At 66.8% G+C, this 16827-nt stretch carries 16 protein-coding genes and 1 pseudogene; 7 read left to right on the top strand and 10 right to left on the bottom strand.

Annotated features, from left to right (window positions below):
• Nucleotides 1-87: 87 nt before the first annotated feature.
• The gene (locus tag GLP40_RS16475) at nucleotides 88-1623 is read left to right on the top strand and encodes an aldehyde dehydrogenase family protein (RefSeq protein ID WP_154788804.1); all 1536 of its coding nucleotides are present in this window, start codon (nucleotides 88-90) and stop codon (nucleotides 1621-1623) included.
• Nucleotides 1624-1630: 7 nt separating this feature from the next.
• Here GLP40_RS16475 and GLP40_RS16470 read toward each other — a convergent pair whose 3' ends face one another.
• Nucleotides 1631-2248: a TetR/AcrR family transcriptional regulator gene (locus GLP40_RS16470; protein WP_328290244.1), complete on the bottom strand. Its 618-nt coding sequence runs from the start codon at nucleotides 2246-2248 to the stop codon at nucleotides 1631-1633.
• A 169-nt stretch (nucleotides 2249-2417) separates the two neighbouring features.
• Between GLP40_RS16470 and GLP40_RS16465 the strand changes: the two genes are divergently transcribed.
• The 3 genes from GLP40_RS16465 (at nucleotide 2418) to GLP40_RS16455 (ending at nucleotide 5393) form a co-directional block, all read left to right on the top strand.
• The gene (locus tag GLP40_RS16465; RefSeq protein ID WP_154788803.1) at nucleotides 2418-3410 is read left to right on the top strand and encodes a Rieske 2Fe-2S domain-containing protein; all 993 of its coding nucleotides are present in this window, start codon (nucleotides 2418-2420) and stop codon (nucleotides 3408-3410) included.
• A complete protein-coding gene (locus GLP40_RS16460; RefSeq protein WP_154788802.1) occupies nucleotides 3410-4495 on the top strand; it encodes an NAD(P)H-dependent amine dehydrogenase family protein in 1086 nt (361 codons plus the stop codon). Before GLP40_RS16465 ends, GLP40_RS16460 begins: the two co-directional genes overlap by 1 nt.
• A 403-nt stretch (nucleotides 4496-4898) precedes the next feature.
• The gene (locus GLP40_RS16455) at nucleotides 4899-5393 is read left to right on the top strand and encodes a hypothetical protein (RefSeq protein WP_328290243.1); all 495 of its coding nucleotides are present in this window, start codon (nucleotides 4899-4901) and stop codon (nucleotides 5391-5393) included.
• Between the two features lie 69 nt (nucleotides 5394-5462).
• Here GLP40_RS16455 and GLP40_RS16450 read toward each other — a convergent pair whose 3' ends face one another.
• The 3 genes from GLP40_RS16450 to GLP40_RS16440 are packed head-to-tail and all read right to left on the bottom strand — an operon-like array spanning nucleotide 5463 to nucleotide 7296.
• Entirely contained in the window at nucleotides 5463-5609 is a 147-nt protein-coding gene (locus tag GLP40_RS16450) for a DUF1059 domain-containing protein (protein ID WP_154788801.1), read from the bottom strand.
• Nucleotides 5610-5648: 39 nt separating this feature from the next.
• Entirely contained in the window at nucleotides 5649-6167 is a 519-nt protein-coding gene (locus GLP40_RS16445) for a TetR family transcriptional regulator (RefSeq protein ID WP_154788800.1), read from the bottom strand.
• A gap of 43 nt (nucleotides 6168-6210) precedes the next feature.
• A complete protein-coding gene (locus GLP40_RS16440; RefSeq protein WP_154788799.1) occupies nucleotides 6211-7296 on the bottom strand; it encodes an NAD(P)H-dependent amine dehydrogenase family protein in 1086 nt (361 codons plus the stop codon).
• Between the two features lie 117 nt (nucleotides 7297-7413).
• On the opposite strand from GLP40_RS16440, the gene GLP40_RS16435 reads away from it, so the two are divergent.
• The 3 genes and pseudogenes from GLP40_RS16435 to GLP40_RS16425 all read left to right on the top strand — a co-directional run bounded on the left by GLP40_RS16435 (nucleotide 7414) and on the right by GLP40_RS16425 (nucleotide 9229).
• Nucleotides 7414-8154 carry a glucose 1-dehydrogenase gene (locus GLP40_RS16435; RefSeq protein WP_154788798.1) on the top strand — a complete coding sequence of 247 codons (741 nt, stop codon included), beginning with the start codon at nucleotides 7414-7416 and terminating at the stop codon, nucleotides 8152-8154.
• A gap of 14 nt (nucleotides 8155-8168) precedes the next feature.
• Nucleotides 8169-8570: pseudogene (locus GLP40_RS16430) on the top strand (zinc-binding dehydrogenase); the annotation flags it as partial.
• A 74-nt stretch (nucleotides 8571-8644) separates the two neighbouring features.
• Nucleotides 8645-9229, top strand: coding sequence for a class I SAM-dependent methyltransferase (locus tag GLP40_RS16425; RefSeq protein ID WP_154789027.1), 585 nt, complete (start codon nucleotides 8645-8647; stop codon nucleotides 9227-9229).
• A gap of 70 nt (nucleotides 9230-9299) precedes the next feature.
• Here the strand turns inward: GLP40_RS16425 and GLP40_RS16420 are convergent, their stop codons facing one another.
• From GLP40_RS16420 to GLP40_RS16395, 6 genes are all read right to left on the bottom strand, one after another.
• Nucleotides 9300-10325, bottom strand: coding sequence for a prenyltransferase/squalene oxidase repeat-containing protein (locus GLP40_RS16420; protein WP_328290242.1), 1026 nt, complete (start codon nucleotides 10323-10325; stop codon nucleotides 9300-9302).
• Nucleotides 10322-11044: a class I SAM-dependent methyltransferase gene (locus GLP40_RS16415; RefSeq protein ID WP_154788797.1), complete on the bottom strand. Its 723-nt coding sequence runs from the start codon at nucleotides 11042-11044 to the stop codon at nucleotides 10322-10324. The genes GLP40_RS16420 and GLP40_RS16415 overlap by 4 nt, the downstream gene beginning before the upstream one ends.
• A gap of 34 nt (nucleotides 11045-11078) precedes the next feature.
• Nucleotides 11079-12332, bottom strand: a complete 1254-nt coding sequence (locus GLP40_RS16410) for a glycosyltransferase family 4 protein (protein WP_154788796.1) — start codon at nucleotides 12330-12332, stop codon at nucleotides 11079-11081.
• 133 nt (nucleotides 12333-12465) lie between these two features.
• Nucleotides 12466-14082 carry a GMC family oxidoreductase gene (locus GLP40_RS16405; RefSeq protein ID WP_154788795.1) on the bottom strand — a complete coding sequence of 539 codons (1617 nt, stop codon included), beginning with the start codon at nucleotides 14080-14082 and terminating at the stop codon, nucleotides 12466-12468.
• Nucleotides 14079-15326 (bottom strand): cytochrome P450, encoded by a 1248-nt coding sequence (locus GLP40_RS16400; protein WP_328290241.1) that lies wholly within the window; start codon nucleotides 15324-15326, stop codon nucleotides 14079-14081. The genes GLP40_RS16405 and GLP40_RS16400 overlap by 4 nt, the downstream gene beginning before the upstream one ends.
• A 50-nt stretch (nucleotides 15327-15376) precedes the next feature.
• Complete coding sequence (locus GLP40_RS16395) at nucleotides 15377-16729, bottom strand: cytochrome P450 (protein ID WP_154788793.1); 1353 nt, start codon at nucleotides 16727-16729, stop codon at nucleotides 15377-15379.
• Nucleotides 16730-16827: the final 98 nt, after the last annotated feature.

Below are 16827 nucleotides of genomic sequence, written 5' to 3'. Positions count from 1 at the left end.
GTCTTGCTGCGGCAACGTATCAGTAGTACCGTCCGGACAAGTGTCCAGTTTGGTCTCGGACGCCGAATTGCGATGTAGGAGAATGACATGGCCATCGTTCGCGCAATCCCGGATACCGAGGCGGGACGCCGCAGGCTGGCACTGGACAGTCCGGTGGACCGCAGTCCGATCGGCGAACTCGACGTCGACGGCGCGGGCGAGGTGGACAGCGCTGTCGCTCGCGCTCGAGCGGCCCAATCCGCCTGGGCCGCACGCGATGTCGGGGAGCGGGCCGCCATTGTGCGTGCCGCCATCGACGTGATCGTCGCGCGCCGCGGGGAGATCGCCGACACCGTCCGAGCCGAGACCGGTAAGCCGCGGGCCGAGGCCCTCGGCGTGGAAATCGTGCCCGCCTGCGACTTCCTCAACTACTGGACCGCCCGGGCGCGCCGCGATCTGCGCCCGCACCGGCAGCGCCTGCACGGCTACCTGCGTCCGGTGAAGAAGCTCTACATCCACTATCAGCCGCTGGGCGTTGTCGGTGTCATCACGCCGTGGAACGCCCCGTTCGTCCTGACCCTCAATCCGGTTGTGCAGGCACTGCTCGCGGGCAATGCCGTGGTCTTCAAACCCTCGGAGGTGACGCCGGAGTCCGGGGCCTGGGTCGCCCGGGTGCTGCACGAGGCGGGTGTGCCCGAGGATGTCGTCCAGGTCCTGCGCGGTGACGGGGAAACCGGTGCCGCCCTGGTGAATTCGGACATCGACAAGGTGTGCTTCACCGGCAGCGTCGGCACCGGGCGCAAGATCGCCGCCGCCTGCGCCGCACGGCTGCTGCCCTGCACCCTGGAACTCGGCGGCAAGGACGCCATGATCGTCTGCGCCGACGCCGATCTCGAACGCGCCGCCGCCGGCGCGGTGTACCTGTCGATGTTCAACACCGGCCAGGTGTGCATGAGCGTCGAGCGGATCTACGTGGTCGAGGCCGTCGCCGACGAATTCATCGGCCTGGTCACCCGCAAGGCCGCCGAGATCACCTACGGTCCGGGCGATAACGACTTGGGCCCGCTGTTCTGGGACCGCCAGCTCGATATCGTCACCCGCCACGTCGACGACGCCAAGGCCAAGGGCGCCGACATCCCCGTGGGCGGCGCGCCCGTCGCGGGCAATGGGTTGTACTACCAGCCGACGGTGGTCGTCGGCGCGGACCATGCCATGGACCTCATGACCGAGGAGACCTTCGGTCCGGTCGCGGCCATCATGCGCGTACGCGACGAGGAGGAGGCCATCCGCCTCGCCAATGACTCCCGCTACGGTCTCAGCGGATCGGTTTTCACCAGGGATGCGGCCAAGGCCCGCCGCATCGCCGCCCGGCTCACCACGGGTTCGGTCGTCCACAATGACGCCGCCGTGATCTACGGCGTCCCCGAGGCGCCCTTCGGCGGGCGCAAGGACAGTGGTGTCGGACATGTCAACGGCACCGACGCGCTGCGCGGCTTCGCCCACGCCCAGCCGATCCTCATCGACCGCTGGCAGCCCAAGCGGGAGAGCATTTGGTATCCGTACTCGGAGAAGACGATTCGCGATCTCGACGGCCTGCTGCGCTACGGATTCGGCAACCGGCTGCTGCGGCGTCTGCTGTCCTGAGCCCGGGTCAGCTCTCCAGGTAGGCGACGATGCCGCCGATGAGCGCTTCCAGCGCGTCATCGAGGTCGCCGTAGGTGCCGAGGGTGCGTTCGGAGGTGATGCCGCGCATGGCCGCGGGGATGAGCGCGGCCACCTTGCGGACCTTGTCCGGATCGCATCCCAGGTCGGCGAAGGCCCGCTGACAGGCTTTGTCCCAGTTGGGCTTCCACGACGCGAGCTCCGCGGCGGTGAGGGGATACTCCCGTTCGAGTTCGACGTGGTCGCGTGGCAGCGCCGCCCGCAGCGTCTCGATCGCCAGCGACTCCGGCCTGCGCAACCCCGCGGCCATCGTGTTGATCAATGCGCCCACCCGCTCGCGCAGCGTTCCCTCGCGGGCGATCGCGGCGGGCAGGTCGCCGCGTTTGTCGGCGGTGTACTGCAGCACCGCCGCCCACAGTCCGTCGATATCGCCGAACTGGTACTTGACCACACCCCAGGTCGCGCCGATGTCGCGGGCGATCCGATTGCCCGAGACCGCGGCCGGATCGCCGGTGGCCAACGAGGCGATCGCCGCCTCGAGCATGCTCTCCCGCGACTGTATCCCGCGCCTGTTCGCGCGGCGCCCGCCGACTGCCGCCTCTGTCACGAGGTCCGATTGTAGTGGCTACCAGCGAGATCAAGTTTCAAAGAGGGCTCTTGTATTTCTGTGGCGCCGGTTCTACGGTGATGTGGCCGCGTGTGTTCGATGCCGCCGATGCCGAGGGATCGCCGCGCCACCGCGGTCGAGTCGCCCTTGACAGCCCAGGAGGATCGAGATGGCGAAACCACCCCTGTCGATGCAGCCGACGGGCTGGTTCCAAGTGGCCTGGTCCACCGAGATCGTGGTCGGTGCGGTGCACACCATGAAGTACTTCGGACGCGAGATGGTCGCCTGGCGATCGGCGTCGGGCCGCCTCGCGGTATTCGACGCCTACTGCGAGCATCTGGGAGCACACCTCGGCTACGGCGGTCACGTCGACGGCGAGCACCTGGTGTGCCCGTTCCACGGGTGGGAGTGGAATCGCGAGGGCCGGAATGTGTGCATTCCCTACGAGAATCACCCGAACAAGGGCCGCCGCATCCGCAGCTACCCCGTGGTGGAACGCAATGAAGCAATTTGGATCTGGTTCGACATCGACGGCCGCCCACCGCATTTCGAGGTACCGGACCTCTTCGCCGCGTTCGGCGACGGCAAGACCGCCGCCGACTACTATCCGCCTGTTCCGGCGGCCACCCTGTACCGCCCGAATCTGGAGTTGCATCCGCAGTACGTGCTGGAGAACGGTGTCGACTTCGCGCACTTCACGTTCGTGCACAAGACGCCGTTCGTGCCGGAGTTCACCCGCCACGACTTCTCCGGTCCGGTGTCGTTCGTCGACTTCACCATCGCCTTCGACGCGGGCGTGGCCGAGGACGAGATCAACAGTGGGGTGGAGTCGATCAATGCCGGACTGGGCTGCTCCATCACCAAGAGCTGGGGCATGGTCGACAACCGGACGATGCCGGCGGTGACACCGGTCGACGAGTACACCTCCGATGTCCGGTTCACCGTGTGGATCGGGCGCAAACCCGGCGATGACAGTCCGGAGATCACCACCTACGGCAAGGCCATGGCCGAGTATGTGATCGAACAATTCGAGGCCGATATCCGGATCTGGGCGCACCAGCGGTACTCGGATCCGCCGGCGTTGTCGCGCAAGGAATTCGAGGGCTTCACCGCACTGCGCGACTGGGCACGGCAGTTCTACCCCACCGAAAGGAACAACTGATGAGCACCTCCGACAAGATCCGGGTCTTCCAGGTCGCGACCGGCAACCTCGGCACCGAGATGATCGGCCGCATCCGCAACCATCCCGATCTCGAACTGGTTGGGCTGCACTGCTATTCGCCCGAGAAGATCGGCCGCGACGCGGGCGAGATCGTCGGCATCGGCCCGATCGGCGTGACCGCGACCGGTTCGGTGCGCGAGATCATCGATGCCCGTCCCGATGTCCTCACCTTCCATGGCGTGTTCCCGGACGAAGCGCTCTACGAGCAGGTACTCGAGGCGGGAATCAATGTGGTGACCACGGCGGACTGGATCACCGGCTTCCACCGCGACACCAACCACTCGCACCCGTCCGGCCGCAAGGTCAGCGAGGTCATCCAGGCCGCTTGCGAGCGTGGCAAGTCGACCTTCTACGGCACCGGTATGAATCCGGGCCTATGCCAGATCCTCGGCATCGTGCACTCCGCCGACGTGGCCGACATCGAGAACGTCACGGTCACCGAATCGGTGGACGTGTCCTGCCACCATTCGGTCGACACCTGGAAGGCGGTTGGATACGGCCGCCCGATCGACGACCCGACCATTCCGGACTCGCTCTACAAATACACCGCGGTCTTCGCCGATTCGGTCCATCTGATGGCCGACGCGTTCGGGCTCGTCCTCGACGAGGTGCGTTTCAGCTACGAGCTCGGCGCCTGCACGAAGGACGTCGATCTGGGCTGGTACGTCCTGCCCAAGGGATCGTTGGGGGCCAACTACATCAAATACCAGGGCATGGTCGACGGTGTCGCGCGCGTGGAGTCCCACCTCGAATGGCAGATGACGCCCCACACCGACCCCGCGTGGAACATCAAGGGCTGCTACATCACCCAGATCACCGGTGACCCGAGCATCTACAGCAAGCACATGATCTTTCCGCCCAAGGGATTCGACCTGTCGAACCCCGAGAACTTCGCGTCCATCGGCATGACCGTCACCGGACTCCCGGCCCTCAATGCGCTCCGATCGGTCGTCGCGGCGCGTCCGGGCATCATCACCAGCGCCGATCTACCCCTGCGCAGTTTCGCCGGACGCTTCAAGAGCTGATCGCTCCGGCGTTCCGATCGCCTCCCGAGATTCCTTGCGGGAGAGTCTGACTCAGCACTACGACGCGGATCGCCGGGGTGTGGCGGTGCGCCCCTCGAACTGAGCAGAATTCTGGACTGGTGTCTGTAATGTGGTACACGTCATATGATAGCCTCGCCCGCGTGGCACGGGAAGAAGGCGGCTGTGTGGACCGGAGGGGAGCGCCTGTGGCGACGATCCAGCACACCCCGAGACGCGGCGACACGGACGAACAACGCGGTTCGGCGACCACCGGTGGCGGTTCGATTCGACCGGATGATCAACAGGCGAGTGCGGGACAGATACTCCGCCGGACGGTGCCGCCGAAACCGACCGGCAGCGCCGCGATCCGCGGCCTCGCACGCTGTCGATCCGGCTGTCCACCGTGCTCACCGGCGTCGCCATCCTCGCTCTGATCGCGTCGACGGTGACCTTCGCGTGGCTGTACACCTCGGCCAGATCCACGATCGCGGTCGGTGAGTCCAAGGCTGCCGATGACCGGCACGCGGAACAGATCGCGTCGGACTACGCGCTCGGCGCGTCGACGATCGACTACCGTGATATCAAGGCCTGGCTGGGTCGGCTCAAATCCGCCACCACACCGCAGCTTTCGGCGAAGTTCGAGGCGACCGAGCCGCAGTTGGAGCAGATCCTCCTGCCGCTGCAGTGGACCTCGAAGGCGACGCCGCTGTCGTCCGCCGTCGTTTTCGAGTCCGGTGGGATCTACAAGGTCAACGCCTACCTCAGCGTGGTCTCGACCAGTTCTCAGACCCCAGACGGCGCGCAGACGACCGTCACCTATTCGCTTGTCATCGACCGCGACTCGGGCTGGAAGATCACCGAGGTGGGCGGCCTGCAGAACGCGCTGCCGACGAAGTAGGACCACCCTGCCCCGGGTTCCGCGCGATGCGGAATCCGGGGCAGGCGCGCTGGCCTCACCTCGATCGAATCAGTATGCGATGAAGAGGATCTCGTCGCGGGTGTAGTCGTGATCGGGGTGTTTTTCGGCCAGGTGGGCCCGGGTCTTCTCGATCAGGTCGTCTTCGTCGGTCCCGCGAATGTGCTCGCCGCACGGGCAGTTGAGGCGTGTCTTCATGGCTATCTCCTTCGTGATGTGGTTCCGACGTTACTTCGGTCAGCGCCGGCCGAGTATCCGGAGCACCACCTGCTCGGGGGAGCGGGCGTCGAACGAGTCCGCGGCATACCCTGTTCCGGCATCGAACAGCGCGGCCGTGTACAGCGCTTCGAGCTGGTGGACGGCCGCGTTGTCCGCGTCGGGGCCGAGCGCGGCGTGGATGCGGTGCTGGACCTCGCGCGCGGTGCGCGACCGCAGGCCCAGGATCTGGAGCGCCTCGGTCCGGAGGTCGGCTCTGCTCTTGGACTTGCGCCGCCTGGCCGCCGAGCGCGTCGTCGGCAAGGCGATCAGCCCGCGCCACAACATCTCCGAGATCAGCTGGGCATTGGACCCGAAGTAGACATAGGCGGATGAGGCCGTCACCCCGGCCGCCGCGGCGGCGTCGCGCACGGTGAGGCGTTCGAAGCCACGGTGGGCGACGAGGATGCGGGCCGAGTCGAGGATCCGGTCGAGCGTGCCGGCCTCGCGGGGGTCGTGATGCTCCGGCGTACGCCCTGCACTGGACAAGAGATCGGACATATGTCCGAATGCTATTCTAGCCACCGGTCGTCGGCAATAGTCGTCAGCGCGGAGCCGCCGCGGCGAAGCGGCCGGGCGCGGTCACCAGTGGCAGGTCCAGCGTCGTGCGGATGCCGGGTGCGGCCCCGAGGACGGCGGGAATGGCGTTCACGATGCGGCCCGCCGCGGCGACGATGGCCGCGTGGTTGTGATCACCCTTGCGGCTGGTGGGGCAGATGTCGACGAGATACGAAGGCTCGCCGGTGATTTCGACACGATAGGAAGCGCCCGCCTGCGCCGGCCGGGTCCACTCCGGTCGCAGATCCTCGCGCAGCCGGGTGACATGCTCGATCACGATCGCGGGCCGCCCGTCCACGATCCCGCGGATCTCGAATCGCAGTGCGGCCAGGCCGCCTTCGGGGATGTGGCCCGCCGCGATATCGAACGCCTCCGGCGCGGGAACGCGCTCGTAGTCCTCGGTGATCTGCTCGAGGGTGATGCCGAGTCCGGCGGCCAGTTGCCGGATGGCGGGACCCCAGGCGAGGCTGAGTACGCCCGGCTGGAGCAGCATGGGGACCTCGTCGAGCGGTTTGCCGAACCCCATTACGTCGAACATGACGGTCGCGCCGTCGTAGGTGGCGTAGTCCGCGATCTCCATGCAGCGGACCTGTTCGACCGTCTGGCAGGTTCCGGCCAGTGCGAAGGGCAGCAGGTCATTGGTGAATCCGGGATCGACGCCGGTGATGAACAGGCTCGAACCGCCCTCTCGCGCAGCGGCTTCCACCGGCGCGATGTACTTCTCGGGCAGGACCTGCCAGGGATATTGCAGCAATCCCGGCGCCGAGCCCACGACATTCACTCCGGCGGCCAGGATCCGGCGGCAATCCCCGATCGCGTCCTGCATCCGGGTATCGCCCATAGCGCAGTACACGACACAGTCCGGTGCGGCGGCGAGCAGGGTATCGAGGTCGCCGACCGCGCGGACGCCTGTCGTGACGTCGAGTCCCGCGAGCTCGCCCGCGTCCTTGCCGACCTTGCCGGGCGTCGAGACGCACACCCCGGTCAGCTCGTAGCGGGGGCTCTCGATCAGTCCGGCCAAGGCCAGTCGGCCGACGTTCCCGGTGCCGACATGAGCGACGCGGATGGCCATGAAATCTCCTCGTGGATCGCGGTTTCGATCCAGACCGAAGGGCCTGTTCCAAAGTCTGATCATAATTCTGGACAGTAGTCTGGATCAGTTTCCAGTCGGTATGTTAGCGTGGCCGCCATGGGACGTGTAGACGGCAAAGTTGCACTCATCAGCGGCGGTTCACGCGGGATGGGCGCCGCCCACGCCGAATTACTGGTGGCCGAGGGGGCGCGGGTCGTGATCGGCGACATCCTCGACGACGACGGCAAGGCGCTTGCCGAATCACTCGGTGACGCAGCCCGTTACGTGCATCTCGACGTGACCGAGCCGGTGCACTGGGAAACCGCGGTCGCCGCGGCGGTGAACGAGTTCGGGAAGCTGGACGTACTCGTGAACAATGCCGGGATCGTCAATGGCGGCCCGCTGCAGAGGTTCGATCTCGGCAAGTGGCGCCACATCATCGATGTCAATCTGACCGGCACCTTCCTGGGGATGCGGGCCGTCGTGGAGCCGATGATCGCCGCGGGCGGTGGCTCGATCATCAATGTCTCCTCGATCGAGGGTCTGCGGGGAGCTCCCTGGGCGCACGGGTACGTGGCCTCGAAGTGGGGTGTGCGCGGCCTGGCCAAGTCGGCCGCACTCGAGCTCGCGCCGCACAACATTCGCGTGAACTCGTTGCACCCCGGCCTGATTCGCACGCCGATGACGGCGGGGATTCCCGACGATCTGGTCACCATCCCGCTGGGTCGTCCCGCACAGCCGGCGGAGGTCGCCACCTTCGTGCTCTTCCTGGCCAGCGACGAATCCTCGTATGCGACGGGTTCGGAGTTCGTCGTGGACGGCGGCCTGGTGACGGCCGTGCCGCACAAGGAGTCCTGATGGGGGAGATCGTGCTGGACGCGGCGGCCGAGGATGCGGTAGAGCGAATTCGCGAGTACACAGCGGGTTTCGGAGCCGACGTGGTCATCGACGCGGTCGGGCGGCCGCAGACCTGGCGGCAGGCGTTCTACGCGCGTGATCTGGCGGGTACCGTCGTGCTGGTCGGCGTGCCGACGCCGGACATGCGCATCGATATGCCGCTGCTGGACTTCTTCTCCCACGGCGGGGCACTGAAGTCGTCATGGTACGGGGATTGCCTGCCGGAGCGGGATTTCCCCACCCTGCTCGAACTCTACCGGCAGGACCGGCTGCCACTGGATCTGTTCGTCTCCGAACGCATTGCCCTCGACCAGGTCGAGAAGGCGTTCGGCACCATGAGATCCGGCCTGGTGCTGCGATCGGTGGTCGTGCTGTGACGGTGGACGCGGAGCCAGTCGAGGAACGCGGCGTCGAGGCATTGTTCACCCTCGCCGAACAGGTGCCTGGTTTCATGCCGCCGCACGAGGGCCTGGCTCTCTACGAGGCCGCGCGCACCTTCGCCGGTGACGGCGTAATCCTCGAAATCGGTACCTACTGCGGCAAATCCGCGATCTATCTCGGCGCGGCCGCGCGGGAGACGGGCGCCACGGTCTTCACCGTCGACCATCATCGTGGTTCCGAGGAGCATCAGCCCGGCTGGGAGTACCACGACACCTCGTTGGTGGATACCGAGACCGGTGTCTTCGACACCGTGACCTCCTTCCGCCGCAGTATCGTTCGGGCCGGGCTGACCGACATCGTGATCGGCGTCATCGGCTCCTCCGCGGCGGTCGCGCGCATCTGGGGCGCCCCGCTGCGCCTGCTGTTCATCGACGGTGGCCACACCGAGGAAGCGGCGCAGCGCGATTACGACTGCTGGGCGCACCGGGTGGCGGAGGGCGGGATCCTGGCCATCCACGACGTGTTTCCCGACCCGGCAGACGGTGGGCAAGCCCCGTACCACATCTACCGGCGCGCTCTGGAGTCCGGCATGTTCCGCATGCTCTCCGTGACCGGGTCGCTTCGGATATTGCGGCGCGAGCACGTTCGCGGCTGACGAAGGGCCGACCGCTACCGGTCGGCCCTTTCGCCCTGACCGCCCCCTCACAAGGCTGACGGGACATCCCTCAGTCGCGGCGGACATCACGGAAGATCCCGTTCCCCTTACTGGTTCGGGTGAGGGCATCGGCCGCGAGTATGACGGCGCCGGCGGTCCACGTGGTCCGTTCCTCGGGCCAGCGTTTGCCATCGGTGAAAACCAGTCCGGTCCAATAGGATCCGTCCGGTTCTCGCAGATGCTGGATGTCGGTGAACAGCGTGGTCGCCGTCGAGGTGTCGCCGATGGCGTCGAGAGCCAGGACCAGTTCACAGGTTTCGGCGCCGGTGACCCACGGTGCGTCGGAGACACAGCGAATGCCCAGGTCGGGCACGACGAATTGGTCCCAGTAGCGATCGATGCGCGCCCGGGCGGCCGTCCCCCGCACCGCGCCGCCGAGAATCGGGTAGTACCAGTCCATCGAGTAGCGGCTCTTGTCGAGGAAGGCGCCGGGATGGTCGCGCAGGGCGTGACCGAGCCGCCGGCGAGCCCGGCGCCATTCGGGCCGGGGATCGCCGAGGCGCTCGGCGAGCGTGATCGCGCAGCCGAGGCTGTGGAAGATGCTCGAGCAGCCGGTCAGCAGCGCCTCGCCGGAACTGCCGGAATCATCGGCGGACCAATGGATCTCGCCGTGATCACCGAGCTGGAGGGTGAGGACGAAGTCGATGCCGGCGCGCACCGCGGGCCACAGCTCGGCGGTGAATTCGGAATCGCCGGTGATGCTGAGGAAGTGCAGGATGCCGGTCGCCAGATAGGCGCAGAAGTTGGTGTCGGCGTCGTGGTTCTCGATGACGCCCTGTCGGAACTGCATGGGCCAGGAGCCGTCGTCACGCTGATTCTTGGCCGACCAGATATACGCGTCGCGCGCCACGTCCCACCGGCCCGCCACCGTCAGCGCCATGGCCGACTCGACATGGTCCCACGGATCGATATGACCGCCCGCGAACCAGGGTATGGCGCCATCGGGTTCCTGTGCGGCCGCGATGGATTCAGCGGTGCGCGCGATATCCCCGCGGGTCAGGACTCCCGGGATGACCGGCAGGTCGGCGGCGCTCACCGGCCGCCGCCCGGTTTCGTGAAGTACAGCGCGACGGACTTCCCGATGAGCGGGTTCAGCAGGCGTTCGCTCACGCGCGTCAGAGCCGGCGCGGAGAACATGTCCCACACCAGCATTCGGTGATAGGCCTGGACCAGAGGGTGCCGCTCGTCCGAGACGCCGACCGCGCATTTGAGCCACCAGAAGGGGGAGTGCAGCGCATGCGCGAACTCCTGATGCGTGTAGCGGACGCCCCGGGCGGTGATCTTGTCGAGCAGCTCGTCGGCGCGGTAGATACGGACGTGGCCGCCTTCATTGGCGTGGTACTCGTCCGACAGCGCCCAGCAGATGCGTTCGGGCAGCCAGCGGGGAACCGTGACGGCCAGCGCGCCGCCCGGCTTCAGCACGCGCACCAGTTCGGCGATGGCCTGCTCGTCGAGAGGGATGTGCTCGAGGATCTCCGAGGCGATCACGACATCGAATTCGCCGTCACCGTAAGGCAACTCGAGAGCGTCGCCGCACACGGTCTCCGCCTTGGCGTACTCGGGCGCCTCGCCGGCCTCGGCCATGGCGTGGAACATGACCTCCACGTCGGCCAGGTCCGCGGCATTCCGATCGAAGGCCACGATGTCGGCCCCGCGACGGTACGCCTCGAACGAATGCCGGCCCGCGCCGCAACCCACATCGATGACGCGGGCCGCGGGCCCGACGTTCAGACGGTCGAAGTCGACGGTCAGCATGTGGCCTCCTGCGTGCCGGTAGGGAAGGGATGATTCACAGCCGGGCCTTTGCCCGCGGCGGGGAGGGGCGGCCGTGGCGGTGGATCGCCCGCTGGTAGACCTCGGCGGTGCGAGCGCCGACCGCGTGCCAGCTGAAAGTGTCCAGCGCGCGAGTACGTCCCGCGATGCTCATGCGGCGCAGGCGCTGCCTATCGTGGAGCAGGTCGCCGAGCACCACGGTGAGGTCCTCCACGTCGCCGGGCTCCACGAGGACCGCACTGTCGCCGACGACTTCGGGCAGCGCTCCGGCGCGGCTGGCGACCAAGGGTGTCCCGCTGGCCATCGCCTCCACCGCAGGGAGGGAAAACCCCTCGTACATCGAGGGAATGCAGGCGACTTCCGCGGAGGCGAGCAGCTCGGCCAGTTGCTCGTCGCTCAATCCGCTGACGGCGGTGACGATATCGGCGAGCCCGAGCTCGGCGATGAGCTTCTCGGTGGGCCCGTTCGGCTCGAGCTTGGCGACCAGCCGCAGTTCGACATCGTGGGTGAGCCGCAGCCGGGCAACGGCTTTCAGCAGATACGCGATGCCTTTGAGCGGTTTGTCGGCGCTGGCGACCGCGACGATCCGCCCGCGGGTTCGCGGCGTCTCCCGTGGCCGGAACAGCTCGGTGTTCACGCCGAGCGGCACGGTGTGCAACTGGTCGGGCGACACCCGGAAGTCCGCGACGATATCGGCGGCCGACGACGACGACACCGTGATCAGGTCCGGAATCCGCCGCGCCACCGTCTGCTGCATGCCGAGGAATCCGTACCAACGGTGCACGAACGGCTTGCGCCGCCACGGTGCGGCGGCCAGGTCCACCGCGCGGTCGCGGGTGATCGGGTGGTGGATCGTGGCGACCACGGGCAGCCGCCGGGCGATATCGAGCAGGCCGTAGCCGAGACACTGATTGTCGTGCACGACATCGAAATCGCCTGCGCGCGAACGCAACAGTGTGGCCGCGCGCAGACTGAACGTGCGCGGCTCGGGGAATCCGGCCGTCCACATGGTGGCGACCTCGAGCAGATCGATCCTGTCGCGGATCTCGCGGGGGTGCGGAATGCGGAAGGGGTCCTCGTCGCGGTACAGATCCAGGCTCGGCACCTCGGTGAGCCGTACCCGCGAATCGAGGTTCTCCGGATAGGGCTGGCCGGAGAACACCTCGACCTCGTGGCCGAGCTCCGCCAGCCCCTGACTCAAATACCGGACATAGACCCCTTGCCCACCGCAATGGGTCTTGCTGCGGTAGGACAGCAGCGCTATACGCATCGGGTCACCTCGCCCCCCGGACATGTTCCGGAAGTCACGCGCGGCTACGTCACCGTAGTCGGCTTCGGTCATGATTCTGCCTATCTGCCAAGCGGTTTCGGTGGAGCGCCGACGTCGATTCACGCGCGAGCCGCTACGAGCTCGACGCGGTCAGCAGTTCGGCGCACTTCTCGCCGATCATGAGCGCCGGCGCGTTCGTATTGCCGCCGGTGATGCTCGGCATGATCGAGGCGTCGGCCACGCGCAGACCCTCGATCCCGCGCACCCGGAGCGTGGGATCCACGACCGCTCGCTCGTCGACACCCATGCGGCAGGTGCCGACCGGGTGATAGATGGAGTGCACCCGGTTCGGGAGTTCGCGGCGCAACGCGCTCTCGTCCGCGAAATCCGGTCCCGGTGCGTACTCTTCGATGATGTCGGGGGCGATCATCCTGTGCGCCATGATCTCCCGTACCGTCTCGACGCCTGCGATCAGGAAATCGACGTCGCGCGGCTCGGTCAGGTAGCCCGGATCGATGAGCGGCGGGGCGAACGGATCCGCCGAGGCCAGCCGCAGTTCGCCGCGACTCCTCGGATAGATCAGGCTCGGCAGCACGGTCAGCGCGGGCCGCCGCTCCACGAGGTACATCTTGTCCTCGTCCTGATTGGGTACCGGATAACTCCAGGGCAGGCTGTGGATCTGAAGGTCCGGATAGTCGCCCTCGGCGAAGCCGGTCTTCACGAACCCGACGGCTTCGAACACGGTGCGGCCCATCCAGGAGCTGCCCGGCCGGCGCAGTTCGCGGGCGAGGGCACGGGCGAAGTAGGTCGGAATGCCGCGGTGCACGGCCTTTTTCGACACGAACGTCATCGGCACGAACATGTGATCGTGCAGGTTCTGGCCGACCGGCAGGTCCGCGTGCACGGGGAGACCGAGTTCGCGCAGGTGCGCGGCGGGGCCGATCCCCGATAGCATCAGGATTTGCGGCGAGCCCACGACGCCGCCGGAGACGATGACCTCCTTGCCCGCGCGGACCACGCGGCGAGCGCCCCCGGCTTCCGCGATCTCGACACCGGTGGCCCGGCCGTTCTCGATGACGACGCGGGTCACCTGCACCCGCGTCAGCACCCGCAGGCCCGGGTTCGGCCGATCGGTGAGATACGCGCGAGAAGAGCTGTAGCGCAGGCCGTTGCGGACACTCTGCTGGAAGATCGAGATGCCTTCCTGCGACGGTCCGTTGTAGTCGTCGATGATCGGCGCGCCGAGCGTCTCGGCCGCGGCGACCATGAATTCCTGGGTGATCGGGGTCAGGTTCTGCTGGCGGGTGACCTCGACGGGGCCGCCGGCGCCGCGATAGTCATCGGCGCCGTCCTGCCAGTTCTCCAGACGCTTGTAGGCGGGCAGGACCTCCTCGTAGCTCCAGCCCGCGTTGCCCTCGGCAGCCCAGGAGTCGAAATTGGCGCGATTGCCGCGCACGAACAGCATGCCGTTGACCGAACTGGACCCGCCCAGCACCTTGCCGCGGGTCATCGGAATCGTGCGGTCATTGGCATTCTTCTGCGGTACCGAATACTGCTTCCAGCAGACCCGCTGCTTCAACCGCGGGATCGTGTGGACCATGGTGATCAGCCCGGGACTGGTAACCAGTCGCGTATCGTCGCTGCGTCCGGCTTCCAACAGCACCACGCTCGCCCCGGACTCCGCCAGACGACTCGCGATGACGGCGCCCGCGCTGCCCGCCCCGATGACGACGTAGTCGGCTTCGCTCATGACCCGTACCGGACGGGCCAGCGCTTGATGCCGTTGATCCAGCCGTTGCGCAACCGCTCCGGTTCGCCCAACTGGGCCAGGTCCGGCATCGCGTCGGCGATGGCGTTGAACATCAGATCGATCTCCAACCGGGCGAGATTCGCGCCGACACAGTAGTGCGCGCCGGTGCCGCCGAACGCGAGATGCGGATTGGGGTCACGCGAAATGTCGAAGGTGAACGGCTCCTCGAAGGCGTCCTCGTCGAAATTGGCCGAACTGTAGAACAATCCGACCCGCTGACCCTTGCGGATCAGCTGTCCGCCGAGCTCGGTGTCCTCGGTCGCGGTGCGCTGGAACGCGGTCACCGGAGTCGCCCAGCGCACGATCTCGTCGGGCGCGGTGCGGGGGCGCTGTCGCTTGTACAACTCCCACTGATCCGGGTGATCGATGAACGCCTTCATGCCGTGCGTAATCGCGTTGCGGGTGGTCTCATTGCCCGCCACCGCCAACAGAATGACGAAGAAGCCGAATTCGTCCGAGCCGAGCGCCTCCTGGTCGACACCGGCGTGCACCAGCTGGCTGACGATATCGTCGAGCGGGTCGGCGCGGCGGTGCTCGGCCATGTTCCAGGCATAACCCAGGATTTCCATCGACGCGTTCGTGGAGGCGTCGGTGGTGGTGGCGTCACCGTATTCCGGGTCGTCGTAGTTGAGCATCTGATTGGACCAGTCGAACAGCTTGCGGCGGTCGTCCTGCGGGACACCGAGCAGCTCGGCGATCGCCTGCAAGGGCAGCTCGCATGCCACCTGCTCGACGAAGTCTCCGCCACCCTGCGCCTTGGCGGCGTCGACGATGGCCTTCGCCCGCTCGGCCAGCGCGGCCCGCAGCCCTTCCACCGCACGCGGGGTGAAGCCCTTGGAGATGATGCGCCGGAGCTTGGTGTGTTTGGGCGGGTCCATGTTCACCAGCAGCGCGCCGGTCACCTCGATCTGTTCGAGGGTGATCTGACCGGGCAGCCGGATGACGGCGCCTTTCTGCTGCGAGGAGAACAGCTCGGGCTTGCGCGAGATCTCCTTGATGTCTTCATGTTTGGTGACGACCCAGTAGCCGCCGTCGCGGAATCCGCCGGACTTGTCGTCGGTCTGGGCGTTCCACCAGACCGGCGCGGTCCGGCGAAGCTCGGCGAATTCCTGGACCGGGTTTCTGGTCTCCCATAGCGCGGGATCGGTGAAGTCGAATCCCGCGGGAATGGACGGCGCTGGCACAGCTTCCTCCTGAAAGTCCGACATCGTTGTGGACAGTGGATGTCTGGGAACTACCGCCGCCGGCGGCGGTAACGGACGCGGCACGGCTGCTGCAGCTGCACCACCATCTTGGAGTGGTCGTTGTGATAGGAATCCGACGGCTGCGCCAGCTCGAATTCCCAGTCCCGCAACAGAATCGAGAAGATCGCCTTGAGCTGCATGAGCGCGAACGGCGCGCCGACGCAGCGGTGGCGGCCCGCACCGAAGGGAATCCAGGTCCAGCGATTGACGATGTCCTCCTGCCGCGGATCGATATAGCGGCCCGGATCGAAGCTGTCCGGCTCGGGGAAGTCCTCCGCAATGCGGTTCGAGATCGCGGGCGTGGCCGCGACCATGTCACCCGGCGCGATCCGGCGACCGCACACCTCGAATTCGCCCTGCGCGATACGCATCAGAATGATCAGCGGTGGATGCAGGCGCAGCGTCTCCTTGAGCGTCGCCTCCAGATTGGGGATCTGCCGCAGCGCGTTGTGACCGACCTCCGACCCGTCGGCGTACAGCTCGTCCAGCTCGGCGACGACCGCGGCCAATGTCTGCGGGTGGCGCAGCAATTCGATGATCGTCCAGGCCGCGGTGCCGGAGGTGGTGTGGTGGCCGGCGAACATCATCGAGATGAAGATGCCGGTGATCTCACTGGCGGAGAACCGAGAGACGCCGTTCTCGTCCTTCACCGAGATCAGCACGTCCAGCATGTCCCGGTCGTCCTTGCCGGTGGGCGGATTCGCCTCGCGCTGATCCATGATCGCCTGCACCAATTCGACCAGCTTGGCGCGGGCTTCGTCGCGGCGGCGGAAGCTTTCGATCGGCGCGTAGGGATCGACGTAGGCGAGCGCGTCGGTGCCCTGCTCGAGCTCGTGATACAGGTGCGCGAAGCGGGAATCGAGCTGATTGCGGAACTTCACCCCGATCAGGCAGGCCGAGGAGGTGTAGATGGTCAGCTCCGCGAAGAAGTCGAGCAGATCGATCTCGCCCTCGTCCTCCCAGCGGCCGAGCATCCGGTCCACCTCGCGCGCGATGGTCGCGGCGTGGCCGCGCATGTGGTCCGCGCGCAGCGCCTGATTGTGCAGCATCTCTTTACGGCGTTCGGGAGGAGCGTCGAAGACCACGCCCTCGCCGAAGATCGGCTTCATGAACGGGTAGGCCGCCCCCTGGTCGAGGTCCTCGTCGCTGGCGCGAAAGAAGAACTCGTTGGCCTCCGGTCCGGACAGCAGGATCACATCGCGTCCCGCGAGCTCGAAGGTGCCCACATCGCCGCACTCGGCGCGAACCCGGCGCATCAACGCGATCGGATCGGTGCGGAACTCTTCCAGATGCCCGTGTTCGTCCTGGCCCCCGGACACGCGCTGCGGCTTGACGAGTGTCATTCGAAATCCTTCCCGGAAAATCTGTCCAGACACATGATGGACATGTGTCCGGACAGTACTACGGTACTCGGCGTGCGACAAGACTCGGTTGCGCCGCG

Origin of the sequence: Nocardia aurantiaca (assembly GCF_009708175.1) — a bacterium.
Classification (GTDB): domain Bacteria; phylum Actinomycetota; class Actinomycetes; order Mycobacteriales; family Mycobacteriaceae; genus Nocardia; species Nocardia aurantiaca.
Note: the sequence above shows the minus strand (reverse complement) of the source record. Positions and strands in the feature narration are given on the sequence as shown.

Coding starts and splice junctions, on each gene's coding strand:
- GLP40_RS16440 (WP_154788799.1), bottom strand. CDS start 7,296: ATGGCCATCCGCGTCGCTCATGTCGGCACCGGGAACGTCGGCCGACTG.
- GLP40_RS16475 (WP_154788804.1), top strand. CDS start 88: ATGGCCATCGTTCGCGCAATCCCGGATACCGAGGCGGGACGCCGCAGG.
- GLP40_RS16445 (WP_154788800.1), bottom strand. CDS start 6,167: ATGTCCGATCTCTTGTCCAGTGCAGGGCGTACGCCGGAGCATCACGAC.
- GLP40_RS16395 (WP_154788793.1), bottom strand. CDS start 16,729: ATGACACTCGTCAAGCCGCAGCGCGTGTCCGGGGGCCAGGACGAACAC.
- GLP40_RS16460 (WP_154788802.1), top strand. CDS start 3,410: ATGAGCACCTCCGACAAGATCCGGGTCTTCCAGGTCGCGACCGGCAAC.
- GLP40_RS16435 (WP_154788798.1), top strand. CDS start 7,414: ATGGGACGTGTAGACGGCAAAGTTGCACTCATCAGCGGCGGTTCACGC.
- GLP40_RS16415 (WP_154788797.1), bottom strand. CDS start 11,044: ATGCTGACCGTCGACTTCGACCGTCTGAACGTCGGGCCCGCGGCCCGC.
- GLP40_RS16465 (WP_154788803.1), top strand. CDS start 2,418: ATGGCGAAACCACCCCTGTCGATGCAGCCGACGGGCTGGTTCCAAGTG.
- GLP40_RS16405 (WP_154788795.1), bottom strand. CDS start 14,082: ATGAGCGAAGCCGACTACGTCGTCATCGGGGCGGGCAGCGCGGGCGCC.
- GLP40_RS16450 (WP_154788801.1), bottom strand. CDS start 5,609: ATGAAGACACGCCTCAACTGCCCGTGCGGCGAGCACATTCGCGGGACC.
- GLP40_RS16425 (WP_154789027.1), top strand. CDS start 8,645: ATGCCGCCGCACGAGGGCCTGGCTCTCTACGAGGCCGCGCGCACCTTC.
- GLP40_RS16410 (WP_154788796.1), bottom strand. CDS start 12,332: ATGCGTATAGCGCTGCTGTCCTACCGCAGCAAGACCCATTGCGGTGGG.